We start from the raw sequence: 23,964 nt of genomic DNA, 5'->3' as shown, positions 1-23,964 counted from the left end.
AAAGGAGAATAAAGATGACATTTGAAGAAATTTTACCAGAATTGAAAAAAGGTGCAAAGATTATTCGTAAAGGATGGAGTGGATTTGAGCTTTATGTTGTTCTCGTATCCGATGATGAATTTGATGGCTGTCCGGTGACGCCTTACTTATTGATCAAAACAAGTGATGAAGGTTTTTCTAGCTTTGCTCCTACAGTTTGCGATATTTTAGCAGATGATTGGGCGATCGTAGAATGAAAAACCGTTATCCAGATTTAGCTAAACAGGTCGTATTTATTACAGGAGCTGCTTCTGGTATTGGTGCCGCACAAGCCCAAGCTTTTCTGGAACAAGATGCCTTTGTATTTGGATTAGATCAAAAATTTGGAAAAATGGAAGAAATTTCTTTTCGATTTCCTGAAACTTTTGCCTACGCACTAGGGGATGTCCGACAGAGGAAAGAACTCCAACAAGCGGTATCGAAATGCCAAAATCATTTTGGTGAGATTACGATTTTATTGAATACTGCGGGGGTATTAGATGCATACAAATCCTTGATGGAAACTGACGAATCGCTGTGGGATCTGATTTATGAAACGAATGTGAAAAGCATGTATCATCTAACAAGCATCATCCTTCCTGATATGATCCGCCGAAAAAGCGGAACAATCATCAACATGGCTTCGATTGCGGGTTTGGTTGCTGGCGGAGGTGGGATCGCTTATACAAGTGCGAAACATGCAATCGTCGGTTTTACTAAACAACTCGCTCTGGATTACGCAGAGCAGGGGATCCGAGTAAAAGGAATTGCTCCAGGAGCCATCCAAACGCCGATGAATGCGGCTGATTTTGAAGGAAAAGGTGAGATGGCAGAGTGGGTGGCAAATGAAACACCAGTCAAGCGATGGGCACAGCCGGAAGAGGTAGCAGAGCTGACATTATTTCTTGCCTCTCCTCAAGCAAGCTATATACAAGGAACGATTATTCCAATCGACGGTGGCTGGTTGCTAAAATAACCTTGAGTTTTTTTCAAGCTTCTGTATGATAAGAAATAAAGAGAGAACCAAATGGTTGATGATAAAAGAAAGTCGATGATTGTTCCCGGCATTTGATGTCAGACAGCTTTTTCACAACCTTCTGATATAAACGGTGTTCAAAAGCTTGCAACTGCGGTAATAAGTCCAGCCAAATGAAAAATAGGAGGAGCTATTTTTATTTGACTATTCTTATTACTTGTTGCAGGGCAGCTTTTTCACAACCTTCTGCGGCACTTCAGTTGGAATTTTCTTCCCATCCTTTGGTCGCAGTCATTACCAAGATAAAATTATCTTGCAAAGGAGAAATAGAACATGGAAAAAAATAATACCCGTTCAGCCAAACGCTGGACAACGACAGATGTGACTCGGATGGCGCTAGTCACTGGTTTATATGTGGCAGTGACGCTGGTTTTGTCTGTTTTTAGCTTTGGAGTGATTCAGATTCGTCTCTCGGAGATGTTCAACTATCTGTCCTTATATAACAAAAGATACATCGCCGCGGTAACAGCGGGAGTAGCTTTGGCTAATATTGCTTCTCCTCTTGGACTGATAGATGTTGTAGTAGGAAGCGTCAGCACGCTGATTGTATTGCTTATCAACTATAAAATCACTAGTCGCATCAAAAACATGAAAATCAAAATGGCTGTGACAGCATGCGTATTTGCTTTTTCCATGTTTACAGTAGCTGGTCAGCTAACGATTTTATATCAACTACCTTTTTTCTTGAATTGGTGGGTGATTGCTTTAGGAGAACTGGCATCAATGATTGTCGGTGGGATAATTATTTATTGGATCGGTAAAAAAGTAGATTTGACAAAATAAAGATCTGTTTAAATTAAAATAAGGCAGCGTGGAAGAGACCGGATGTTGAGTCTTCTTCCATGCTGCTTTTTTGCTCAATTCGTTCGAAGAAATCGATTTAGCCGTTTTTTCATCAAGACACCGATATAGGCTGCTCCAATTGCTTTGATTGCTTCCGGCAGTAAAAAAGGCAGCAGCCCACTGGCAAATGCAGTTGTAAAAGTAAGATCGCCACTTATCTTCAGCCAGATCGTCCCACAGACTAAGGCGGCAAGAGAGCCCATTAGATTGGCAAAGATTGCGTACAAGTAATGAGCGTCTGTTTTTTCGATCATCCAGCCAGTTAGCCATGTTTGAAAGAGAAATCCAATCAAATATCCGCCAGTTGGACCAAATAAAACAGCTATGCCTCCAGTCATCCCTGAAAATACAGGAAGACCGATCAAACCCAGTAAAAGATAAACTGTAACCGATATCAATCCCAGTTTTCTTCCGAGAAAAGTGGCTGTCAGTCCAATAGCAAATGTTTGCCCTGTCAAAGGAACCAAACCAAAAGGAATGGTCATCTGAGAAAGGACAGAAATAATCGCGGCAAATTCCGCAGCCAGTATCAATTCTTTCAATGTTCGGTTCATAATGCCCTCTTTTCGTTAACTTAATATTTTTATTTGGTTAACGAAATTGTAAAACAAAGTGATTGCTTTGTAAATAGAAAATAAAAAAAAGACCAACTATCCAATAGATAGCGGTCTTTTTCAAGAAAGCTTTTGAAATTATAGGCTTTGGTTGTAGTATTCAACGACAAGAGCTTCGTCGATTTCTGGATATAGTTCGTCACGTTCTGGTAAACGAGTCAATGAACCTTCCAATTTTTCAGCGTCAAAGCTTACGAATGCTGGACGTCCAACAGTTGCTTCTACAGCTTCTTTTACTGTTACGATGTTTTGTGATTTTTCACGAACTGAGATCACTTGACCCACTTCTACGTGGTATGAAGGGATATCAACGCGTTTGCCATCAACTAAAATGTGACCATGGTTAACTAATTGACGTGCTTGACGACGAGTCGTTGCAAGTCCTAAACGGTAAACAACATTGTCTAAACGTTGTTCTAGTAAGATCATGAAGTTAACACCATGTTTACCTTCTTTGATTTTGCTAGCTTTTACGAACAAGTTACGGAATTGACGTTCGTTCATTCCGTACATGTGACGAAGTTTTTGTTTTTCAGTTAATTGCATGCCGTATTCTGATTGTTTGCCACGGCTGTTAGGTCCGTGTTGACCTGGTGCGTAAGGGCGACGTGCTAATTCTTTTCCTGTGCCTGACAATGAGATGCCTAAGCGACGAGAAATTTTCCATGATGGTCCTGTATAACGAGACATTAAAATTTCCTCCAATGAATATAAGTTTTTGGAGTAAAATAATCCGTTGAAAAATTCATAATCATATAGTTTGTTCTTCAATCTTCACCTTTGCAGCCGCGGTTACACAATCGAACCCGAGACGGGGCAACAAACTAGGGATGAGTTATTATTTTTCTGCTGCATTATTTTACACAAACTACAGTATATGATAGATCATCCATGAATGTCAAGATAATTAGTACGTAAAAACGCTTTACAAACCTAGGCTATCTTTATAAAATGAGAAGGTATGTGCAAATGGAAAAAAATGAAGGAAGTTTAAGGAGAAAATCAATGAATCCGGTATCACCATTATTTGAGAAAATCGATGCTTCAATTGAAAAGAAGGCGAACCTTTTTGAAAACAGCTTTTCACGTTACGCTGTTCGAGCGGTTCTTGCCTGTTTGTTTTTGACTTTAGGAACGGCTGTGGCATTTGCGATCGCGATGAAGGGGGAAGATATTGCGCACGGTCTAGGAAAGATTTTATACGCATTTATGTTCAGCTGGGGTCTGGTCATGATTCTATACATGAACGCCGAATTAGGAACATCGAATATGCTTTATATGACCGTGGGTGTTTTTCGGCAGAGACTTGCTTTAAGTAAGGCAGCCAAGATTCTATTTGCCTGTATTTTTTTCAATATGATTGGCGGTATGTTATGTGGATTTCTTATTTCTATGACGACGCCATTTCAAGATTTAACGTTGGACAACTTTATGTTAGAATCAATAGCAGTAAAACTAGCAAAACCTGCAACAACGATTTTGGTGGAAGGAATGTTTGCGAATATCGTTGTCAATACCGCTGTACTGATCAGCATGCGGATGAAAGAGGATGCTGGGAAAGTGATCACGGTCGTATTCATTATTTTCATTTTTGCTTTTCTAGGATATGAACACGTGATAGCGAATTTTCCTGCCTTTACGCTTGCTTACTTTGCTTCTCATGGACAGATGGACGGAATGACAGCCAGCAATGTGTTACATAATTTGTTTTTTGCTTTGGCAGGGAATTATATTGGTGGCGGTTTAGTGATGGGACTGGGTTATGCTTGGCTGAATCAATCAAAATCATCCTATGTGGACTAAAAAGTCGTTCATTAAGGGAGGAAATACCATGGAAGTGTTAGTTTTTCCAAAAAATGAAGAAAAAGCGTTACAAATGGAAAAGTACATGAAAAATCTTTTTCCTTTTGCTGGGGTACCTAAGCCGGAACGCGCTCTTTTGCAACAGCCGTTATTGGATGAAAGCAAACATTTATCTGTTTCTGAAGTTTTAGCTTTTGTTCATTATTATTATGAACAAATCGAAAGAGAATATCAGTATGTGGCGATCGATTTAGTCCAAAAAAACATCAAACGGCTTACCTTTGAAGAGATAGTTGCATTGTTACCACTAGTCCAGAAAAAAGAATGGTGGGACAGCATCGATTCTTGGAGAAAAGTATACAGTACATGGTGTAAAGCCCATCCAGAGCAACGTAAAGAAGTCTTTCAGTTGTTCGAAAAAAAGGAAGATTTCTGGTTGCGTCGAATAGCAATCACGTTGCAATTAGGTTATAAACAGCAAACAGACACAGCACTATTGATCCGAGCAATAGACGAAGACCGTCAAACAAAGGAATTCTTTATCCAAAAAGCAATCGGTTGGGCATTGCGTGATTATAGTAAGACCGATGCCGCTTGGGTAAAAAGTCAGCTGACAACAGATTTGAGCAAGTTAGCTGTTCGCGAGGCAAGCAAGTATTTATAAGAAAGCGAGACGACAAGAGATGAGACGCAAATTATTTGCTTTTGATATTGATGGAACGTTGTTAGATTCAAATAAACAAGCTTTAGATAGCACGAGAGAAGCATTGGAAAAATTACGCAAAGCCGGTCATCTGGTCACGATTGCTACAGGGCGGAGCCGATTCCATGCGCAAGAAGTCATTCGAGATCTGGATTTTACGAACTACATTTTATGTAATGGAGCGGCCGGTTTTTTAGACCATGAACAAGTATATAAGAACTTACTAGATCGCGAACAGTTGGATGCATTCGTCGAGGAAGCGCATCATGAACAGATCGACACAGCTTTTGTCAGCTTAGACAATATCAAACGTTCTTCTTCCAATGATGTAACGGTGATGGAAGAGGCGATGCATTCTTTCGGTGCTGTCTTGCCTGAACTAGATCAGTTTTTTGCAGAGGAACAAGAAATCTATCAAGCGTTAGCATTTTTCGATCAAACATATGATGGAAAATTCTCCTCATATGATAAGATTCGATTTGTCCGCTGGCATGAGAACAGTGTAGATGTCGTTCCCCAAAACGGTTCTAAAGCGGCGACGATCCTACACTTAGCAGAACAAGTAGGTATTCCGCATGAAGATATTATCAGCTTTGGTGACGGACAAAATGACCGTGAAATGTTGCGTATGTCAGGAATCGGAATAGCTATGGGGAATGCTGTGCCAGAAGTACAAGCAGAAGCCAAGATGGTCACTGATACAAATGATCAAGATGGTATCTGGAAGGCATTGAAAGAGTTAAGTGTGATTTAAAAGAGGTTGTGAAAAAGCTGTTCTGCATCAAGTAATAAGAACAGCCAAACAAAAATAGCTCCTCCTATTTTTCGTTTGGCTGGGCTTATTACCGCAGAAGCAGCAGATGGAACAACGTTTATTCGGGAAATGGGACTGTGACAAGATTTTTGCCACAGTCCCATTTCTTTATTTTATTTTTCAAATCTAAGAAATATCAGGAAAGAGTTCCTTTTGTTTGACCTTTTCTTTCTTATTGAAAACAACTATAATATAGAGTGATGTTAAAAGAGAAGAGGAATTTAGTGTGCGGGTATTGTTTATTGGTGATGTAGTAGGTTCAATGGGACGAGAGATGATTACTGAATATCTTCCTAGGTTGAAGAAGAAGTATCGTCCGCAAGTAACGATCGTAAATGGTGAGAATGCCGCTTCTGGACGTGGAATCACAGAAAAAATCTATAAAAAATTTTTGCAAGACGGTGTAGACGTCGTGACGATGGGGAATCATACGTGGGACAACCGCGGGATCTTTGAGTTTGTAAATGAAGCCAAAAAGATGGTTCGGCCGGCAAATTTTCCGGAAGGGACGCCTGGACAAGGGATGGTCTTTGTCAAAGTGAATCAGATCGAATTGGCAGTAATCAACATGCAAGCTCGTTCTTTCATGGTGGACTTGGATGATCCTTTCCGTAAAATGAAGGAACTAGTAGAAGAAGCTAGGAAACGTACGCCAATCATTTTTGTAGATTTTCATGGAGAAACAACAAGTGAAAAACAAGCGATGGGCTGGTTTTTAGATGGGAAAGTTTCAGCAGTGGTCGGTACACATACACATGTCCAGACAAATGATGCGCGAATTTTGCCAAAAGGCACAGCGTATCTGACAGATGTTGGGATGACAGGACCCTATGATGGTATTTTGGGTATGCGCAGAGAACCTGTGATCGAAAAGTTTCTGACCGCATTACCAAAACGTTTTGAAGTTGTCGAACAAGGCCGATCGATTTTAAGCGGCTGTATCTTAGAATTGGATGATACGACAGGTCATGCAAAAGAAATCCAGCTGATTCAAATCAATGAGGATCGACCGTTCATGGAGTAGAAAGAGAGGCAGTTTTTTGCAGCAGGAGCCGGAAATTCAAAAAGAAGTAAGGAAACTGACAAAACTTTTAAGAGAAAATGAAACGATCATTCGCTACAAAGAACTTGAAGAAAAGATCCATCAAAACCAGTATTTAACTGAGTTGAGAGAGAAAATCAAACAAGCGCAAAAAGAAGCTGTTCATTTTGCCCACTATGACAAACCAGCAGCAGAACAAGAAGCAATCAAGCGAGCGGATCAATTCATGAAAGAATTTGATCAGCATCCGCTTGTTATAGCTTATAGAAAACAGCTTTTGGAAGCAGATGATCTGCTTCATCATTTAACAACGATGATACAAGAAGAAATCAATGGACAAATAGAGGAGGAAAAACATGCCTCAAAAAACTAAAAACACTCCTATGATGGAACAATATCTAAGCATCAAGGCACAATACCAAGATGCTTTTTTGTTCTATCGTTTAGGAGACTTTTATGAATTATTTTATGAAGATGCGATCAAGGCATCACAGCTTTTGGAATTAACGTTGACGAGCAGAAATCGAAATGCAGAAGAACCTATTCCTATGTGCGGTGTCCCTCACCATGCAGCACAAGGATATATCGATGCCTTGATTGAAAAAGGCTATAAAGTAGCGATTTGCGAGCAGGTAGAAGATCCAAAGACGACTAAAGGGATGGTCAAGCGCGAAGTGATCCAGCTAGTCACTCCTGGTACAGTCATGGACAGCAAAGGATTGTCGGCAAAAGACAACAATTTTTTAACAGCTGTAGTTAGTCAAGGAAATGAATTTGGCTTTGCTTATGCCGATCTAAGTACGGGAGAATTGAAGACGGCTCGGTTGCATGATGAAGAAGCTGTTTTAAATGAAGCCTCTGCATTGCAGACAAAAGAACTCGTATTAGGCAGTGAGATCACTGATACCCTTCGTGAACAGCTAAGCGGGCGTTTAGGGCTAGTCTTTTCTCAACAAAATGAGATGGAAGAAAACGCGGAATTTAGCTTTTTGACAAGCGAACTAGTCGATCCGCTGGAAAAAGAAGCAACCGGCAAACTATTGACTTATTTAGCGGTAACACAAAAGCGGAGTTTAGCGCATATCCAAAAAGCAGTAGAATACCAGCCAGATCATTTTTTGAAAATGGATTATTATTCAAAATTCAACCTAGAATTAAGCCAATCTATTCGGACTGGGAAAAAGCACGGCACGCTTCTATGGTTATTAGATGAAACAAAAACAGCAATGGGCGGCCGTTTATTAAAACAATGGCTAGACCGTCCGCTTATCCAGGCAAAACAAATTAAAGCAAGACAAGAAATGGTCGCTTCTTTGCTAGACAGTTATTTTGAACGTATCGATTTGCAGTCAGCATTAACGAAAGTCTATGATCTGGAACGCCTAGCAGGTCGAGTAGCTTTCGGTAATGTCAATGGGCGAGACTTGATCCAGTTGAAAACTTCTTTAGAACAAGTGCCAATGATCAGAGGGTTGATTGAAGGAATCGATCAAGGTCAATGGCAAAGTCTGCTTTCAGAAATGCAACCGATGGACCATCTCGTCCAATTGATTGACCAAGCTATCCAAGATGATCCGCCGTTACAAATAACGGAAGGAAACATCATCAAAGATGGATTCAATGAGCAGCTCGATACGTACCGTTCTGCTATGAGAAACGGAAAGAAGTGGCTAGCAGAACTTGAAGCAAAAGAGCGTCAAGAAACAGGAATCAAGAACTTAAAAATCGGATTTAACCGCGTTTTCGGTTATTATATAGAAATCACAAAAGCAAATCTTGGAAATGCAGAGCTGGAGAAGTATGAACGAAAACAAACCTTAGCAAATGCAGAGCGTTTCATCACACCAGAACTAAAAGAATTGGAGACACAAATCCTCGAAGCAGAAGAAAAATCTGTTGATTTAGAATATCAGTTGTTTTTAGCTGTGAGAGAAGAAGTCAAAAAGGCTATCCAGCCGCTACAAGTACTTGCAAAAGCAATCAGCGCAGCAGATGTGCTACAAAGTTTTGCAACGATCAGCGAACGCTATCAGTATGTTCGGCCAGAACTTGTCAGTGACAAGCATCAGCTTCTGATCAAAGACGGGCGACATCCTGTAGTAGAAAAAGTATTAGGACATCAGGAATATATCCCTAACAGCGTAGAAATGGCAGAAGACGAAATGATCTTGCTGATCACAGGACCGAATATGTCTGGTAAAAGTACGTATATGCGCCAGTTGGCATTAACTGTTCTGATGGCGCAAATGGGCTGTTTCGTTCCGGCAAAACAAGCAGTTTTACCTATTTTTGATCGGATTTTTACCCGAATTGGTGCAAGTGACGACTTAATTGCTGGACAAAGTACTTTTATGGTAGAGATGATGGAAGCCAATCAAGCCCTGCGTTATGCTACGCCAAACAGTTTGATTTTGTTTGACGAACTCGGGCGAGGAACAGCAACCTATGACGGAATGGCGTTGGCCCAAGCAATCATCGAATATATCCATCGTCATGTACAAGCAAAAACACTCTTTTCTACCCATTATCATGAACTGACGGTACTTGAAAAAGAACTTCCGCAGCTTAAAAATGTCCATGTTGGAGCTGTTGAAAAAGACGGAGAAGTTGTCTTCTTGCATAAAATGATGGATGGACCTGCGGATAAAAGCTATGGTATACATGTGGCAAAAATCGCAGGATTGCCTGCCAATCTACTAGAGCGAGCAGCAGATATCCTGCATACGCTAGAAAATGGCGATAACGGACACCATACTGTTCCAGCTGAAATAGAAGAGAAGACTAAAACAGCCAAACAGGAGCAAATAAAACCACCTGCAGAAAAAGTAAACCAAGACCCTATACAAGACAGTGTCAAAGAAGAAAACCAACAACTTTCTTTATTCGGTGAATTATCCGAAAATGAAACAGAAGTCATTGAATCACTGAAGCAAATAAATTTACTAGAAATGACGCCAATGGATGCACTAAACACATTATATGAATTACAAAAACAACTGTAGGAAGAAGGCGGATATCGATGGCCAAAATCCAAGAATTATCTGAACGTTTAGCTAATCAGATCGCTGCGGGAGAAGTAGTGGAACGACCAGCTTCCGTCGTGAAAGAATTAGTGGAAAATGCAATTGACGCCGGTAGTACTCAGATTGATATCTTAGTTGAAGAAGCGGGACTGCGGACGATCCAAGTGATTGATAACGGAGAAGGCATTTTGGCAGACGACGTAGAGAATGCCTTCAAGCGGCATGCGACAAGTAAGATCCATAATCGCGATGATCTTTTTCGCATACGAACGCTGGGCTTTCGAGGGGAAGCTTTGCCAAGTATTGCCTCTGTTTCTGAAATGACTCTGGAAACGGCGAATCAGGAAGAAAAACAAGGTACTTATCTTTCGCTCAAAGGCGGTGAGGTCTTGGAGCATCGGCCAGCGCCTCTGCGTCAAGGAACGAAGATTACCGTCAGCAACCTGTTCTTCAATACGCCAGCCCGCTTGAAATACGTGAAAACACTGCACACAGAATTAGCGAACATCGGGGACATCGTCAATCGTCTGGCATTAAGTCACCCATCAATCGCTTTTCGTTTAGTACATGATGGAAACAAAATGTTGGCAACTGCTGGAAATGGCGATCTGAAACAAACGATTGCGGGAATCTACGGGTTATCTACCGCTAAAAAAATGCTGAAAATCGAAGGAAAAGATCTAGATTTTGAGTTATTTGGTTATGTTTCATTACCAGAAGTGACTCGTGCCAGTCGGAATTACTTATCGACGATCATCAATGGACGTTTTATCAAGAACTTTTCCTTAAATAAAGCAATCGTTGCAGGTTATGGATCAAAATTAATGGTCGGCCGTTTTCCTATTGCTATATTGGAAATCAAGATGGACCCGCTTTTAGTCGATGTAAATGTCCATCCGACGAAGCAGGAAGTCCGGTTGTCGAAGGAAAAAGAACTAACAGAGCTAATTAGTAACGCCATTCAACAAGCATTGTCCCAAGAAAACCTGATCCCAAGTGCCGCGGATAATCTACGGTTCAAGAAAAAAGTACCAGATCAGCCTAAAACGGAACAAATCGAAATCGATTTGTCCTACGCTTTTGAAGAAGAAAAACCTAAAAAGCCAAGTAGTTTGAATTTTGACCGAGAGACAGGAACCTTTTTTGTAGAAGAACCAAAGAGCACATTTGTTGACAGATCTGTTGATAAGTCTGTGGAAAATGTTGAAAACTTTTCTGGTTTTTCTGAAGAAAACACCAGTTATCCAGAAAAAACAGCGAAAACGGTGGATAAGTTTGGTGAAAATGTTGATAACTTTGTAGAAAAAACAGTGGAAAAATCTGAAAAGAAAGAAATTACTACTGTGGATAACATGGAAGAAACAAATAAAGAACAAATAGATATATCCTTGGAAGAGGATGAGCAGATTTACGAGGAAGAATTGACACTCCATCCTGAATTTGATTTCACTCAAGGAAACGACAAAACATTAGAACAAGCGATCAAGAAACTAGAAACGGAAAAACCAGTTCAACGTTTTCCTCAATTGGAATATTTTGGACAGATGCACGGAACGTATCTTTTTGCCCAAAGTAGCGACGGATTGTACATCATCGATCAGCATGCTGCTCAAGAGCGTATCAAATATGAATATTTTCGGGAAAAAATTGGGGAAGTATCTGATGATCTGCAAGAATTGCTTGTTCCATTTGTGTTGGACTATCCAAACAGTGATGCTTTGAAACTAAAAGAGCAAAAGCATTTGCTAGAAGACGCAGGGATTTATTTAGAAGAATTTGGTCAAAACAGCTTTATTGTACGGGCTCATCCTACTTGGTATCCCAATGGTGAAGAAGAATCGATTATTCGCGAGATGATCGACATGCTACTGACGACAGGAAGTGTGAGCGTAAAAAAATTCCGTGAAGCAACAGCAATCATGATGAGCTGTAAACGATCGATCAAAGCCAACCATTATTTGAATGAAGCACAAGCACGTGTGCTGCTGAAAGATTTAGCACAATGCGAAAATCCGTTCAATTGTCCCCATGGCCGCCCAGTATTGATTCACTTTACCAACTCGGATATGGAAAGAATGTTCAAACGGATCCAAGACCCGCATTAAGTCAGAGAAAAGAGGGAAACATGAAGATTATACTAGCATCTCAATCACCAAGAAGAAAAGAGTTATTGGCTCACATCGTTTCAGAATTCGAGATCGAACCTGCTGATATTGATGAAACGCCATTTCCAGACGAACTGCCAGTCGATTATGTACGCAGAATGGCTGAAGAAAAAGCACGAACTGTTTGGGAACAAAAAGAAAAGAAAGACAGCTTAGTGATTGCTAGCGACACGACTGTTGTTCTCAACCAGGAGATCATGGGTAAACCAGAAGATATGGCTGAGGCTGAAGTCATGTTGAAAAAATTAAGCGGGGAAACACATACTGTATACACAGCAGTTGTTTTAAAAACAAAGGAGCGAGAAGAACGAATACTAGCAGAAGCACATGTCACTTTTTATCCACTGACAGATGAAGAAATCAATCGTTACTTGGAGACGGGAGACTATGCGGATAAAGCAGGGGCATACGGCATCCAAAATGCTGCAAGTGTATTCGTCAAAGAAATTTCTGGAGATTACTACAGTATCGTAGGGTTTCCGATTGGTGCTGTCAATCAGGCACTGAAAACATTCAATTAAACAAAAAAGCGGACTATCTGATTTTCGATTGAAAATCCATGATAGCCCGTCTTTTTTATTGAAAAGATTACTTATCTACTCTGATTAAGATTTTACTTCAGCGTTACCGACTGCTTCGCCTGGGCGAACAAGTCCTGATTGGTCAAGGGATAGATCAGCAACTTTTTCGTTATTAGTTAAAGCAACAATAATGTCAGTTTTCTTACCAGCTTGTTCTATTTCTGGCAAATCCATTTCAGCAATCAGAGTTTCTGGTGTGACAAGATCTCCTTCTTTCACGAATACAGTGAAAGGAACGCCTTTTAGTTCAACGGTATCTAATCCCATGTGAACAAGTACTTCCAGCCCCTCATCAGAAAGAATACCAATGGCATGTTTTGTTTCAAAGACGCTCGTCACTTTACCATTTACTGGTGCATAGACTTTGCCGTTTGACGGTTCGACAGCATAACCGTCACCCATCATTTTTTGTGAGAAAACTGGGTCATTTACTTCAGTAATTTCCTTGATGTTCCCAGCAGCCACTGCGAATAATGTTTCTTTTGTTGCAACTGCCGTACCAGTTGCTGAAACAGGTTCGAAAGACTGTGGTGTTGCTGTTGCGCCATTCGCTGTTTGAAGCTGTACATCAGCAGCATTTTCAGGAACAGCAGGATCAATCTTATTCAAGATTCCCTGACGTCTAAAGACGATCGTCAAGCCAAATGGAATGATGATAGCGATGATCATTGCGATGATGAAAGGTACCCATGTTTCTGCTTGGATGGCTAGTATTCCTGGTAAACCACCTACTCCGATCGCGTTTGCTCGAACATCCATCAAGTTGGCAAACATGCCAGCTAATCCAGAACCGACCATTGCTGCGACGAAAGGATAGACGTATTTCAAATTGATTCCGAACATAGCAGGTTCAGTTACACCTAAGTAACAAGAAATCATTGCTGGAATCGAGATTTGTTCTTCTTTTTTGTTCCCACGATGCAAGAAGACGATGGCTAAGACTGCAGAGCCTTGGGCGATATTTGATAAAGCAATCATCGGCCATAAATTCGTTGATCCGAAATCTGCAATCAGCTGCATATCAATCGCATTGGTCATATGGTGGAGACCAGTAATTACTAAAGGTGCATACAGGAACCCGAATACAGCACTAAACAACCAGCTGATAGAAGACGTCAACCCGGTATTTACGATAGTTGAAATCCAGCTTCCGACTGTCCAGCCGATAGGACCTAAAATAACGTGAGCAGCTAAAACAGTTGGTAACAATGAAAACAATGGAACAAAGATCATTGAGATCGACTGAGGGATATATTTGCGGAAGAAAATCTCTAGATACGCTAACATAAACCCTGCCAGCATAGCTGGAATAACTTGTGCTTGATAACCAATCATTTGGACTTGAGCAAAACCAAAATCCCAAAATGGAATATCTGCTGCGGCTGTGGAAGCTACACTATAAGCATTTAATAATTGCGGAGAAACTAATGTAATTCCTAAAACGATTCCTAATATTTGTGTAGTACCCATCTTTTTCGCAATACTCCAAGTGATACCTACTGGAAGAAAATGGAAAATTGCTTCACCTGGCAGCCATAAAAAGGCATTGACGCCATTCCAAAATTGCGAGTGTTCAACGATCGTTCCACCAAGACTTTCAAACTGGATACCTTCAAGTACATTTCTGAACCCAAGGATCAATCCGCCGACGATAATTGCAGGAATCAGTGGTGTAAAGATTTCTGCCAAGACGGCAATGGCGCGTTGTACGGGATGAAGGTTTTGTTTTGCTGCTGCTTTTCCTTGTTCTTTGGAAACCCCTTCAACGCCGGATACTGCAACGAAGTCGTTATAAAAAGTAGAAACATCATTTCCTATGATGACTTGGAACTGCCCAGCATTCGTGAACATCCCTTTCACGCTAGGAATATCTTCGATTGCTTTTTGATCTGCTTTTCCAGGATCATTTAGGACGAAACGCATACGAGTTGCACAATGACTAACTGCAGCAATATTTTCTTTTCCGCCGATATCATGTAGCAGTTTCTCGGCATCTGCTTGATACTTTGCCATATCAATAAACCCCTTTCTTTTAACTTGTCTATGCAAGTTACTTCTTCGTTTACTATACTTTTTTTTAGGAAGAATTGCAAGCGTTTTATTCAAAAACATCCAGAAAAATGATATCGTTTTAAAAAGCATAAAATAAGCTTTTCTTAAAAAGAGGAACATTGAAATACAAAAAGAGCTGTAGTATAGTGAAGAAATGATGGAAGAACGAGTGAGGGAAAAAACATGAACAAGTTCAATGAAATTTTTTTAGATTTGGAACAGAAAATTTTAGCGAAAGAATATCCTCCGCATTCGCTTTTGCCTAGTGAGAACCAATTGATCAAAATCTATGGTGTTTCACGAGAAACAATTAGAAAAGCACTGAATCTTTTGACGACGGAAGGATATATTCAAAAAAAACAAGGAAAAGGGTCGATCGTACTAGATCGAAACCGCTTTGATTTTCCTATTTCTGGACTGACAAGCTATAAAGAGCTACAGGAAACCCAACGTATTCCAAGTGAAACGATCGTTCATACGTTAGAAGAAACAGAAGTAACAAAAGCACTGAATGAGATTACTGGCTGGGAGATTGGTGCACCTGTCTGGCATTTGATACGCGAAAGAAAAATCGATGGTGAAGTGGTTATATTAGATACTGATTATCTATTAAAGGAGTTCGTTCCTCATTTAACCCCAGTACAAGCACAAGGATCGATCTATGAATATTTTGAAAATGAGCTTTCTTTAACGATTGCTTACGCACAAAAGGAAATCACAGTAGAAGAAGTAACAGATATCATGAAAACAACGATGGATCTTCACGATGACACTTACGCAGTGGTCGTCAGAAGTCTTGTTCATTTGGAAGATACCCGCTGTTTTGAGTATTCTGAGTCGGTACACCGATTAGATAAATTCCGTTTCGTTGAGTTTGCCCGGCGCCGAAAAGTGTAAATGTTTCGAAAGAAAGCAAATTGTTGGCATCTGTCTGCTTTGGCGCTATGATAGGATCACAAAGGGGGCATTTTTAATGGATAAACCAACAAGACCAGAAAAAGAAGAACTGAAAGAAAAATTATCACCGATGGCTTATGCAGTCACACAAGAAAATGCAACAGAACGTCCATTTACCGGAAAATACGATGATTTTTACGAAAAAGGGATCTACGTCGATATCGTCAGCGGCGAACCGTTATTTAGCTCTGCGGAAAAATATGACGCTGGTTGTGGCTGGCCATCATTCAGCAAACCAATAGCAAAAAGACAAGTACGCGAAAAAGCCGATTTTTCTCATGGCATGCATCGAATAGAAGTTCGAAGCAAAGAAGCAAACTCTCATCTCGGACATGTATTTACCGATGGCCCAGTAGATAAAGGCGGTCTGCGTTACTGCATCAATTCTGCCTCACTAAAATTCATTCCCTATGAAAAGATGGATGAACTCGGTTATGGCGAATACAAATCACTGGTAGAATAATGAAAATACAAAAAGAGCGGTACAATACGGGGCTTCACTCGATCGTCCGCTCTTTTTTATTCAAGCGATTGCTATTTGAAAGAAACGCTCCCCAGACTCCTTTTTTCACAAGGTGAAATGTGCTACAATAAAGGGAACGTATGTGTGCAAAAGAAAGAGGACTAGAATATGTATGAATATCTGACAGGTGTGGTTACCTTTATCAACCCCTATTACATAGTAGTAGAAACCAATGGTATCGGCTACCAGATCGCATTAGGAAATCCTTACCGCTACAGTAGCAAACTAAATCAAAAAATAAAAATTTATGTCCATCAGGTGATCCGCGAAGATGCGCATCTTTTGTATGGATTTGATTCTTTAGAAGAAAAACAACTGTTTTTGCGATTAGTCAGTGTTTCAGGAATCGGTCCAAAAAGTGCTCTTGCGATCATGGCAAGTGAAGACCACTCCGGTTTGATCCAAGCAGTGGAATCCAGTGATGTCACTTATTTGACAAAATTTCCAGGGGTAGGGAAGAAGACGGCGCAACAAATGATCTTGGATCTAAAAGGAAAATTTGGTGAGCTGAGTATCGATACGCCCTTCAGTCTATTCGATGAAGCAAATACAAAAGACGCTACCGCTCTATCTGAAGCAATGGAGGCTCTCTCAGCTCTTGGTTACAGTGATAGAGAAATCAAACGTGTAGAAAAACAATTAAAAGAAGTCGACAATCAGACAACAGATGAGTATTTACGCCAAGCACTCAAGCTGATGATGAAAAAATAAGGAGGAGACCAAATGACAGATGAATACTTGTTATCACCAGAAACTGGCGAAAATGAACTGAGTTTGGAAAAATCTCTTCGTCCGCAGTTGCTTTCTCAGTATATCGGGCAGAGAAAAGTCAAACAAGAACTTCAGATCTACATCGAAGCTGCCAGAAATCGGGAAGAACCATTAGATCATGTTCTGTTGTATGGGCCTCCTGGATTAGGGAAAACGACGATGGCTATGGTCATTGCTAATGAGATGACTGTGAACATTCGTACGACAAGCGGCCCCGCTATCGAACGTCCGGGTGATTTAGTAGCGATCTTGAATGAACTGGAAGCAGGGGATGTCCTATTTATCGATGAGATCCATCGATTGCCTAGAGTAGTAGAAGAGATGCTTTATTCGGCCATGGAAGATTTTTATGTAGACATCATGGTAGGACAAGGACCAACCGCACATCCGGTCCATTTCCCTCTTCCTCCCTTTACTTTGATTGGGGCGACGACGCGAGCAGGTATGCTTTCTGCACCTTTACGCGATCGATTTGGCATCATTTCACATATGGAATATTATGACGAACAGGAACTGCAGGAGATCGTTTTACGTTCTTCGGATATTTTTCAAACAGAGATCATTGAAGAAGGGGCATTGGAAATTGCTCGCCGATCGCGAGGAACGCCTAGAATCGCGAATCGCTTACTCAAACGGGTTCGTGATTTTGCGCAAGTTCAAGGAGACGGGAAAATCGATCGTCCTATAGCAGATCAGGCGCTTACTTTGCTACAAGTCGATCAAGCTGGTTTGGATTATGTTGACCAGAAATTGTTACGGACGATGATCGAATTATATGGCGGCGGACCCGTAGGATTAAGCACGCTTTCCGTAAATATAGGAGAAGAACGAGAAACAGTCGAAGATATGTATGAACCGTACTTGATCCAAAAAGGATTTTTAAAGCGTACACCTAGAGGGCGAATGGCTACGGCTTATGCTTATGAACATTTCGGCTACGACTATCATATGTGATTTTTGCTTTTAGATTGGAGGAAAATGAATGAGTGATACAACACGTACGAAACAATTGATCAAAAACGTATTGATTGATTTGTGCCAAACACAATCTTTTCGAAAAATCAGCGTCCAAAAAATCGCAAATGAAGCAAAAATCAATCGTCAAACATTTTATTATCATTTTACAGATAAATACGATTTGCTTCGTTGGGTCTATTGTGAGGATGCCTTGCATTATTTAGACCCGCAATGTCTTACTCTTGATAATTGGGAAGAGCAAGCATTGAAAATGCTGAAAGCAATTGCTGAAAAGAAAGAGTTTTACGCAAATACTGTGCTTTCTGACCAAGAAATTTTACAAAAAGAATTTTCTCAACTAATCCAAAAATCTTTTATCAAGATTTTTGAGCAAATGGATGAAGAAAGACAGCTTTCTGCAAAAGATAAACTATTTTATGCTCGTTTTTTTTCTTACGGTTGCAGCGGCGTGTTAGTCAATTGGATCACGAATGAATATGAAGAAACACCGATGGAAATCGCTATGCAGCTTTTCCGTTTAGCCAAGGATACGGAATTATACTCTTATCGTCTTTATGCAAAAGAAGAGTTGGAAGAACAGTAATAGAAATAATCTTTCGTTGAAAAAGCCATGATTGTTAAAAGGAGATGGGAAAATGACAAAAATTTTATTTGTTTGTTTGGGAAATATTTGCCGTTCACCAATGGCAGAAGGCTTGTTGAAGAAACGAATAGCATCAGAAGGAAAGGAAGCAGAATTTTTTGTGGATTCTGCTGCTACAAGTACGTATGAAGTTGGAAAGACACCGCACCCTGGAACGAAAAAAATATTGAACCAAGAAAATGTGGATATGACGAATATGGTTGCTCGTCAAATCACACCCCACGATTTTGAAACTTTTGATTGGATCATTGGCATGGATCAAGAAAATGTAGAAGAACTGAAAAGAAGAGCACCACGCTCAGCACAGGAAAAAATCCATTTGTTTTTAAGTAGCATCCCTGGAAAAGAAAAAGAAAATGTTCCCGATCCATACTATACCAATAACTTTGATGAGACATATCAATTGATCACAGAAGGGTTAGATCATTGGTGGAACATTTGGATGGATGAAAATAAAATAACAAACAGTTTCTAAAATCAGCGCTTTCTTTTTTTAGAGACGTTAGAGCATTTCCTTGTTTTTTTGTAAAATGTTAGGTAAAATAAGATTAATTAAGTAACACTTTCTTAGCTAAAGGAGGAGTGCATTCGATGAACGAAGAGACAGTATCACCAATGAAGAAGCTTACGAAGTTAGTTACTCATACCTCGTATCAACTTTTTGATTCTTTTGTAAATGACACTGAAGAACATGCTAAGAATGTACGATTGCAAGGAAAGTTTATTCTTGAGCTGCAAAAAGCTGCGACTGAACATAGTCTAGTTATCTTACAAGTAAGAGCGAATCGTTTGAGTAGCAAGTATGAAACGATCTCAGGTTGGGTGGCGACAAAAACGGTCGAAAAAGACCGAGTAATGATCCGCCTACAAAACGAAGAGCAGCAGATCCGCATGGTTCCCGTAGAACAAATTGAAAAAATAACAATCCTTTCGCCAGCAGGAGAACAGGAACGGTTATCAAAATAATTTATACCAGATAGAAAAGCACGTATGAGCTTGTACCATCAATCATTACTAATCAAAAATAACCGAATGCTTTAAGCGGATACCGATAAAACGAAAAGTTTTACGATGAGTATCACAGCATGACAGCATTCGGTTGATTAGTTGAATCGATTGCATGGGGCAAGTTTTTTTGATAAAAAAAGGTCCTGCTAGCCGGGGAGCTAGCAGGATAAGGAGTTAAAAATGAAAAAGTGTTGTTAGGGTTGTTTGTTGGTATACTTATATAATAGTCATTAGTTGTGAATATTTTGTGACGAAAGTTTTCGAAAGTTGTTAAGTTTTTTTGCGAAATTTATTTTTACATCATGTATTTGTCTAAAATTTTATACTATAAAAAGACACGTTGTGCAATCAGCTACCCTTTGGTATTAGTTCAAAAAACGGTAAAATAGCTCCTTATATTTTGCTGTTTTGCTTTTCTAATACTTAAGCCAAGGCGCTGATTTCACAACCTTTTTTTACAAATCCAGCGATTCCCATGAGTTAAGAACTATCTTTTCTTCAAAAAGAAATAATAGGAATGGAAGCCTTGATAGTTGCGATAAAATAAAAATGGATAGATAAAATTCGAGAGAAACATGTATTGACGTAGCAGATGAAAGGGTCAGATTTGTTGGTGTATCAGGAGTGCCGTTAGAAGAACACAAGGAGAGAAAAGATGGAACTATTAGAAAAAGAAAGTATTGATTTTTATTTGGAGCGTGATTGGACCGTTTTACGCTATGCTTTTTTCAAGGAAGAAGAGTATGACGGGCTAACTAGTCATCAGGAGGCAGTTTTAGAATTTCTCAATTACTCAAATAGATTGTGTGTTGCCAGGTCATGGCGGATTAGCGAAAGGCTTCTCGTAGTTTCTAAAAAAATATATGCACAAAAACTTTACGAATTCAGAGAAGAAAAAATCAACTATACGGATATCCGATTTTTTGACAAGATGAAAGATTATCCTATTTATGTGAATAAAGAAATGATGAAGGCGAAAAGAGTCACCCCTAAAGCATTATGGGCTGAGGATGGTATCTATCGGACTTCTTTTCTTGATGCGCCTCAAGGAGCGGCAGGAACGGAAGAAGAATTTAACCAGTTGAATGATCGTCTTTTCCCAGATAAAGATCATCTGCATATTTACCTTTGGAATAATGAATTTACGAATTATTATAATAATGGTCGTTATTGGGATGGTGCTTATGTGTGGTCAGTGTATGACGAAAAAAGAAAGCGATTTACTGTTTTTGATGCTATATTGGTATTGGATTGAATTACTTCATAATAGTGAGATAGCGAGAATCTACATCTTTAAAATCATCATGTAATGAAACGAGAGGTAGTAAAAATCGGAGGAGGACAAAATGAAACTTTTGAAGGAGGTAACAGATCAATTATACAAGAAGTATATTCTAGATTTAGATTATGTTATTTTATCTGTATCAGATTATCAAGGATTAGATAGCCATCAAGAAGCTGCAATCATATTAATGAAATATGTAAATAATGAATGGTATAAAGGCGTTAGAGGGACAAAACCTATACGTAAACCTATGCCGTTTGTAGAGTTCATATTCCAAAAATGGTTACAGCAAAAAATGAAAGGTAAACCATCGGGTATGACTTTTCGTGAGCGTCGGAGTTTAAAAAGAACTGTAGATAACTATTGGCGAACGGAGAAGCCGATAAAAATGAGATTAGTACATACTGACTGGACATCTTTTGATCATGTGGCTGGTTACCCAATTTATTTGAATAAAGGGCGAATGATTCCATCTCCCATTGATTTTGAAGAAATGCTTCAGCCAGAAAGTCTTTATGAAGAGGTTTTTTTTGAAACATCTTATGGACTTTATGTAACAAAAGAAGAATATTTAGAGCTGAATAATTATTTGTTCCCTAATAAAAAGAACTTAGTAGCCTATAGCTGGAATGACAGTTGGTCTAGTTATTTCACATCTGGGAGAGGATGCCGTGGAGCGCATATGTGGACGATTTATGACTCGTTAGAAAAGAGGATGGTTGTCATTGGTGCTTCAACGACGGATTAGTTTATATTTGTAAGAGTTAGCTAATATTACTGAATATAAAATGTATCAAAATAAAAAACCCGCAACGCGGGTTTTTTGTAATTGCCTTTCTAAATCTGGAAAAGTGGTTAAAATATAGTATCTTCTATTTTTTCGAACGATAGTCTCAGTTTTTTTAATAATCACTCTAGCGGAGACAATATGATTATGACGATTGAATATATACCTCCGTACATTCCTATTAGCTTACACATTTAATTATTCTTGAAAAAACGAAAGAGTACAAGGCGTAATAGAAAAAATCGATTTAAAAAAAGTTTTTTATATTATTGGTGTTTCCTTCGTGTATTCTCATGGAAGACAGTAGTTATGTCAAATAATCGTTTGTTTTGGACGCATAATCGTTCACGTAACTGATAAAGAAAAAGAAGGGAGGAATTTATTTGTTTTGAAATTAACGTTATTTAATGTTTGCTTTTTTAATATGTAAAAATAACTTTATTTATAAAAAAGAGGTTGTGACTGAAGTGGTCAGCTTCAAGAAATAAGAAGGAATTGACGAAAATTGCTTCTCAAATTTTTGTAGAATTTCGGCTTATTTTTCGAAGAAGCTACTTCTGGAACACCATGAATCAGAGGTTGTGAAAAAGTCGCTTAGTTTCGAGTAGTAAGAAAAATTTTGTGAAAATGGCTTTCCACATTTTTGCATAAATTTGGCTTAATACCGAGAAACTGGCTTTTGAACACCGTTTATTCGGAAAAAAAGGTCTGTGACAAGACTTTTGTCACAGACCTTTTGCTTTTTATTGATCCTGCGATTACTCGTCGCAATTTTTGTGAGAGCTTTTTCGCAAACTCTTTCTTAAAAAGTGTTCAAGAGACAACCTCTTTTATCAATCCAATACTTCTTCTTTCTTAGCGAAACTCCAAATCAGGCCGATAACAAAACCGATAATTGCTGGCACGATCCATCCCATCCCCAATTTGAAAAACGGCAAGTAGCTTTCCGCAACATATAAAAGATTTTGAACGATAGGGGTTTGCTTGATAGATTCTGGGCAGGCATTCAACCCATCAAAAATCGAAGCAATCAATGTAAAATAGGTAGTCATCCGATAAACAGCTGTACGCTGCTTAAACAAAGGACCAACCAACACTAACAGAATCAATGTCATTGCTAATGGATAGATGAACATCAAAACAGGCAACGAAAATTGAATGATATTCGTCAAGCCTACATTTGCCGCTAAACAGGGAAGGATACTGGCAAGTGCAACAAAAAAGGCGTAATTTCTTTGCGGGAACAAATCCGTGAATGTTTCTGCAAAAGCTGTAATCAAACCAATACCAGTCTTCAAACAAGCTAATATAACGATGAATGCTAATAAGATACTTCCATAAGTGCCTAAATAATGATCAGCAATCTGAGCCAGCGTAATTCCGCCGTTTTCACTTAGAGCAAAGCTACCTAAGCTCATAGCACCTAAATAAGCGAGCAAAGTATAAATGATTCCCATCAATATAATGCTGATCGCACCAGATTTGATCGTGTCTTTAGCAATTTCAGCAGGTTTTGTTACACCCATGTTTTGAATCGTCGTAACGATGATGATTCCAAATGCTAAAGCAGCAAGCGCATCTAATGTGTTATATCCTTGAGTAAATCCTGTGAAAAAAGCATGGTCTTGGTAATTTGGCTGAATAGGCGCTTGATTGACAGAGCCTAATGGATTCAAAAAAGCAAGGAGAAGCAATGCCCCTAATAAAACCAAAAATGCAGGATTCAGGAATTTTCCAACATAATCTAATATCTTTGTCGGTTTTCTTGAAAACCACCAAGCCAGCACAAAAAATACAATACTGAAAATTGCTAGATATAGCGTCTGTCTGCTAGGATCGATAAATGGTGCTAAACCAATCTCGAAAGATGTGGTCGCAAGGCGAGGTAAAGCAAAAAACGGTCCGATAACTAAGTAAAGCAAGATGGTAAAAACCATCGCATATGTTTGATTTATCCGTTTTGCTAATTCATATACACCTGAGCTTTTCGATACACCAATGGCAATCACCCCTAAGAAGGGGAGACCGATACCGGTAACCAAGAAACCTAGATTCGCCCAAAAGGTAGCAGCGCCTGCTTCTTGACCCAAATGAACGGGAAAGATAAGATTTCCAGCACCAAAAAATAGACCGAAAAGCATGGAGCCTATAAAAAGATAGTCTTTAAATGATAATTTTTTTGTCATACATAACTCCTTTACGGTTTTTTTAAAAGTAACAAAATTTCGAAAAATATGCAACAATTTTCAGAAAATTTCCTATATAAAACGATGGTTATTTAATAACATAAGTGATAAAATAAAAGCGCTGAATCATCT

24 protein-coding genes are annotated in these 23,964 nt (G+C 39.3%); 20 read left to right on the top strand and 4 right to left on the bottom strand.

Going from position 1 to position 23,964, the window contains the following annotated elements; genetic code table 11:
• Window positions 1–14 precede the first annotated feature (14 nt).
• The 3 genes from AB3I00_RS03915 (at window position 15) to AB3I00_RS03905 (ending at window position 1,837) form a co-directional block, all read left to right on the top strand.
• Complete coding sequence (locus AB3I00_RS03915; protein ID WP_002290506.1) at window positions 15–236, top strand: DUF2829 domain-containing protein; 222 nt, start codon at window positions 15–17, stop codon at window positions 234–236.
• On the top strand, window positions 233–994 hold the full coding sequence (locus AB3I00_RS03910) for a 3-oxoacyl-ACP reductase (RefSeq protein ID WP_104764815.1): 762 nt from the start codon (window positions 233–235) through the stop codon (window positions 992–994). Before AB3I00_RS03915 ends, AB3I00_RS03910 begins: the two co-directional genes overlap by 4 nt.
• A 333-nt stretch (window positions 995–1,327) precedes the next feature.
• Window positions 1,328–1,837 (top strand): QueT transporter family protein, encoded by a 510-nt coding sequence (locus AB3I00_RS03905; protein WP_002290510.1) that lies wholly within the window; start codon window positions 1,328–1,330, stop codon window positions 1,835–1,837.
• A gap of 74 nt (window positions 1,838–1,911) precedes the next feature.
• Here the strand turns inward: AB3I00_RS03905 and AB3I00_RS03900 are convergent, their stop codons facing one another.
• A complete protein-coding gene (locus tag AB3I00_RS03900) occupies window positions 1,912–2,451 on the bottom strand; it encodes a biotin transporter BioY (protein WP_002315542.1) in 540 nt (179 codons plus the stop codon).
• A 138-nt stretch (window positions 2,452–2,589) separates the two neighbouring features.
• Window positions 2,590–3,201, bottom strand: coding sequence for a 30S ribosomal protein S4 (gene rpsD, locus AB3I00_RS03895; protein ID WP_002294265.1), 612 nt, complete (start codon window positions 3,199–3,201; stop codon window positions 2,590–2,592).
• Between the two features lie 261 nt (window positions 3,202–3,462).
• Between rpsD and AB3I00_RS03890 the strand changes: the two genes are divergently transcribed.
• The 8 genes from AB3I00_RS03890 (at window position 3,463) to AB3I00_RS03855 (ending at window position 12,582) form a co-directional block, all read left to right on the top strand.
• Complete coding sequence (locus AB3I00_RS03890; protein WP_368024792.1) at window positions 3,463–4,314, top strand: formate/nitrite transporter family protein; 852 nt, start codon at window positions 3,463–3,465, stop codon at window positions 4,312–4,314.
• A 28-nt stretch (window positions 4,315–4,342) separates the two neighbouring features.
• Entirely contained in the window at window positions 4,343–4,978 is a 636-nt protein-coding gene (locus tag AB3I00_RS03885) for a DNA alkylation repair protein (RefSeq protein WP_002290514.1), read from the top strand.
• 19 nt (window positions 4,979–4,997) lie between these two features.
• Window positions 4,998–5,771 carry a Cof-type HAD-IIB family hydrolase gene (locus AB3I00_RS03880; protein ID WP_002315544.1) on the top strand — a complete coding sequence of 258 codons (774 nt, stop codon included), beginning with the start codon at window positions 4,998–5,000 and terminating at the stop codon, window positions 5,769–5,771.
• Window positions 5,772–6,057: 286 nt separating this feature from the next.
• Entirely contained in the window at window positions 6,058–6,855 is a 798-nt protein-coding gene (locus AB3I00_RS03875; protein WP_002290518.1) for a TIGR00282 family metallophosphoesterase, read from the top strand.
• Window positions 6,830–7,246, top strand: a complete 417-nt coding sequence (locus AB3I00_RS03870; RefSeq protein WP_016628824.1) for a YlbF family regulator — start codon at window positions 6,830–6,832, stop codon at window positions 7,244–7,246. Before AB3I00_RS03875 ends, AB3I00_RS03870 begins: the two co-directional genes overlap by 26 nt.
• The gene (gene mutS, locus AB3I00_RS03865) at window positions 7,230–9,875 is read left to right on the top strand and encodes a DNA mismatch repair protein MutS (protein WP_024635713.1); all 2,646 of its coding nucleotides are present in this window, start codon (window positions 7,230–7,232) and stop codon (window positions 9,873–9,875) included. Before AB3I00_RS03870 ends, mutS begins: the two co-directional genes overlap by 17 nt.
• Before the next feature lie 17 nt (window positions 9,876–9,892).
• Complete coding sequence (gene mutL, locus AB3I00_RS03860) at window positions 9,893–12,001, top strand: DNA mismatch repair endonuclease MutL (protein WP_368024791.1); 2,109 nt, start codon at window positions 9,893–9,895, stop codon at window positions 11,999–12,001.
• Between the two features lie 20 nt (window positions 12,002–12,021).
• Window positions 12,022–12,582 carry a nucleoside triphosphate pyrophosphatase gene (locus tag AB3I00_RS03855; RefSeq protein ID WP_002290524.1) on the top strand — a complete coding sequence of 187 codons (561 nt, stop codon included), beginning with the start codon at window positions 12,022–12,024 and terminating at the stop codon, window positions 12,580–12,582.
• 84 nt (window positions 12,583–12,666) lie between these two features.
• Here the strand turns inward: AB3I00_RS03855 and treP are convergent, their stop codons facing one another.
• Window positions 12,667–14,655 carry a PTS system trehalose-specific EIIBC component gene (gene treP / locus AB3I00_RS03850; RefSeq protein WP_086286338.1) on the bottom strand — a complete coding sequence of 663 codons (1,989 nt, stop codon included), beginning with the start codon at window positions 14,653–14,655 and terminating at the stop codon, window positions 12,667–12,669.
• 222 nt (window positions 14,656–14,877) lie between these two features.
• Here treP and treR point away from each other — a divergent pair, with 222 nt between their 5' ends.
• From treR to AB3I00_RS03805, 9 genes are all read left to right on the top strand, one after another.
• Complete coding sequence (gene treR, locus AB3I00_RS03845) at window positions 14,878–15,591, top strand: trehalose operon repressor (RefSeq protein WP_368024790.1); 714 nt, start codon at window positions 14,878–14,880, stop codon at window positions 15,589–15,591.
• Between the two features lie 76 nt (window positions 15,592–15,667).
• Window positions 15,668–16,114: a peptide-methionine (R)-S-oxide reductase MsrB gene (gene msrB, locus AB3I00_RS03840; protein ID WP_002309788.1), complete on the top strand. Its 447-nt coding sequence runs from the start codon at window positions 15,668–15,670 to the stop codon at window positions 16,112–16,114.
• A gap of 168 nt (window positions 16,115–16,282) precedes the next feature.
• On the top strand, window positions 16,283–16,885 hold the full coding sequence (ruvA, locus tag AB3I00_RS03835) for a Holliday junction branch migration protein RuvA (protein WP_002290528.1): 603 nt from the start codon (window positions 16,283–16,285) through the stop codon (window positions 16,883–16,885).
• 12 nt (window positions 16,886–16,897) lie between these two features.
• A complete protein-coding gene (gene ruvB / locus AB3I00_RS03830; RefSeq protein WP_002290529.1) occupies window positions 16,898–17,899 on the top strand; it encodes a Holliday junction branch migration DNA helicase RuvB in 1,002 nt (333 codons plus the stop codon).
• A gap of 28 nt (window positions 17,900–17,927) precedes the next feature.
• Complete coding sequence (locus tag AB3I00_RS03825; RefSeq protein WP_002290530.1) at window positions 17,928–18,506, top strand: TetR/AcrR family transcriptional regulator; 579 nt, start codon at window positions 17,928–17,930, stop codon at window positions 18,504–18,506.
• Between the two features lie 52 nt (window positions 18,507–18,558).
• Entirely contained in the window at window positions 18,559–19,041 is a 483-nt protein-coding gene (locus AB3I00_RS03820) for a low molecular weight protein-tyrosine-phosphatase (protein WP_002290531.1), read from the top strand.
• Between the two features lie 116 nt (window positions 19,042–19,157).
• Window positions 19,158–19,532: a hypothetical protein gene (locus tag AB3I00_RS03815; protein WP_002289815.1), complete on the top strand. Its 375-nt coding sequence runs from the start codon at window positions 19,158–19,160 to the stop codon at window positions 19,530–19,532.
• A gap of 697 nt (window positions 19,533–20,229) precedes the next feature.
• Window positions 20,230–20,829 carry a hypothetical protein gene (locus AB3I00_RS03810; protein ID WP_104764821.1) on the top strand — a complete coding sequence of 200 codons (600 nt, stop codon included), beginning with the start codon at window positions 20,230–20,232 and terminating at the stop codon, window positions 20,827–20,829.
• Window positions 20,830–20,920: 91 nt separating this feature from the next.
• Complete coding sequence (locus tag AB3I00_RS03805; RefSeq protein ID WP_070770584.1) at window positions 20,921–21,607, top strand: hypothetical protein; 687 nt, start codon at window positions 20,921–20,923, stop codon at window positions 21,605–21,607.
• An 872-nt stretch (window positions 21,608–22,479) separates the two neighbouring features.
• Here the strand turns inward: AB3I00_RS03805 and brnQ are convergent.
• Window positions 22,480–23,832 carry a branched-chain amino acid transport system II carrier protein gene (brnQ, locus tag AB3I00_RS03800; RefSeq protein ID WP_368024789.1) on the bottom strand — a complete coding sequence of 451 codons (1,353 nt, stop codon included), beginning with the start codon at window positions 23,830–23,832 and terminating at the stop codon, window positions 22,480–22,482.
• Between the last annotated feature and the right edge of the window lie 132 nt (window positions 23,833–23,964).

The organism is Enterococcus sp. C76 (assembly GCF_040886985.1).
In the GTDB taxonomy this organism is placed as follows: Bacteria; Bacillota; Bacilli; order Lactobacillales; family Enterococcaceae; genus Enterococcus_B; species Enterococcus_B lactis.
The sequence above is the reverse complement of the archived record's forward strand: the minus strand, read 5'-3'. Positions and strand labels throughout refer to the sequence as shown.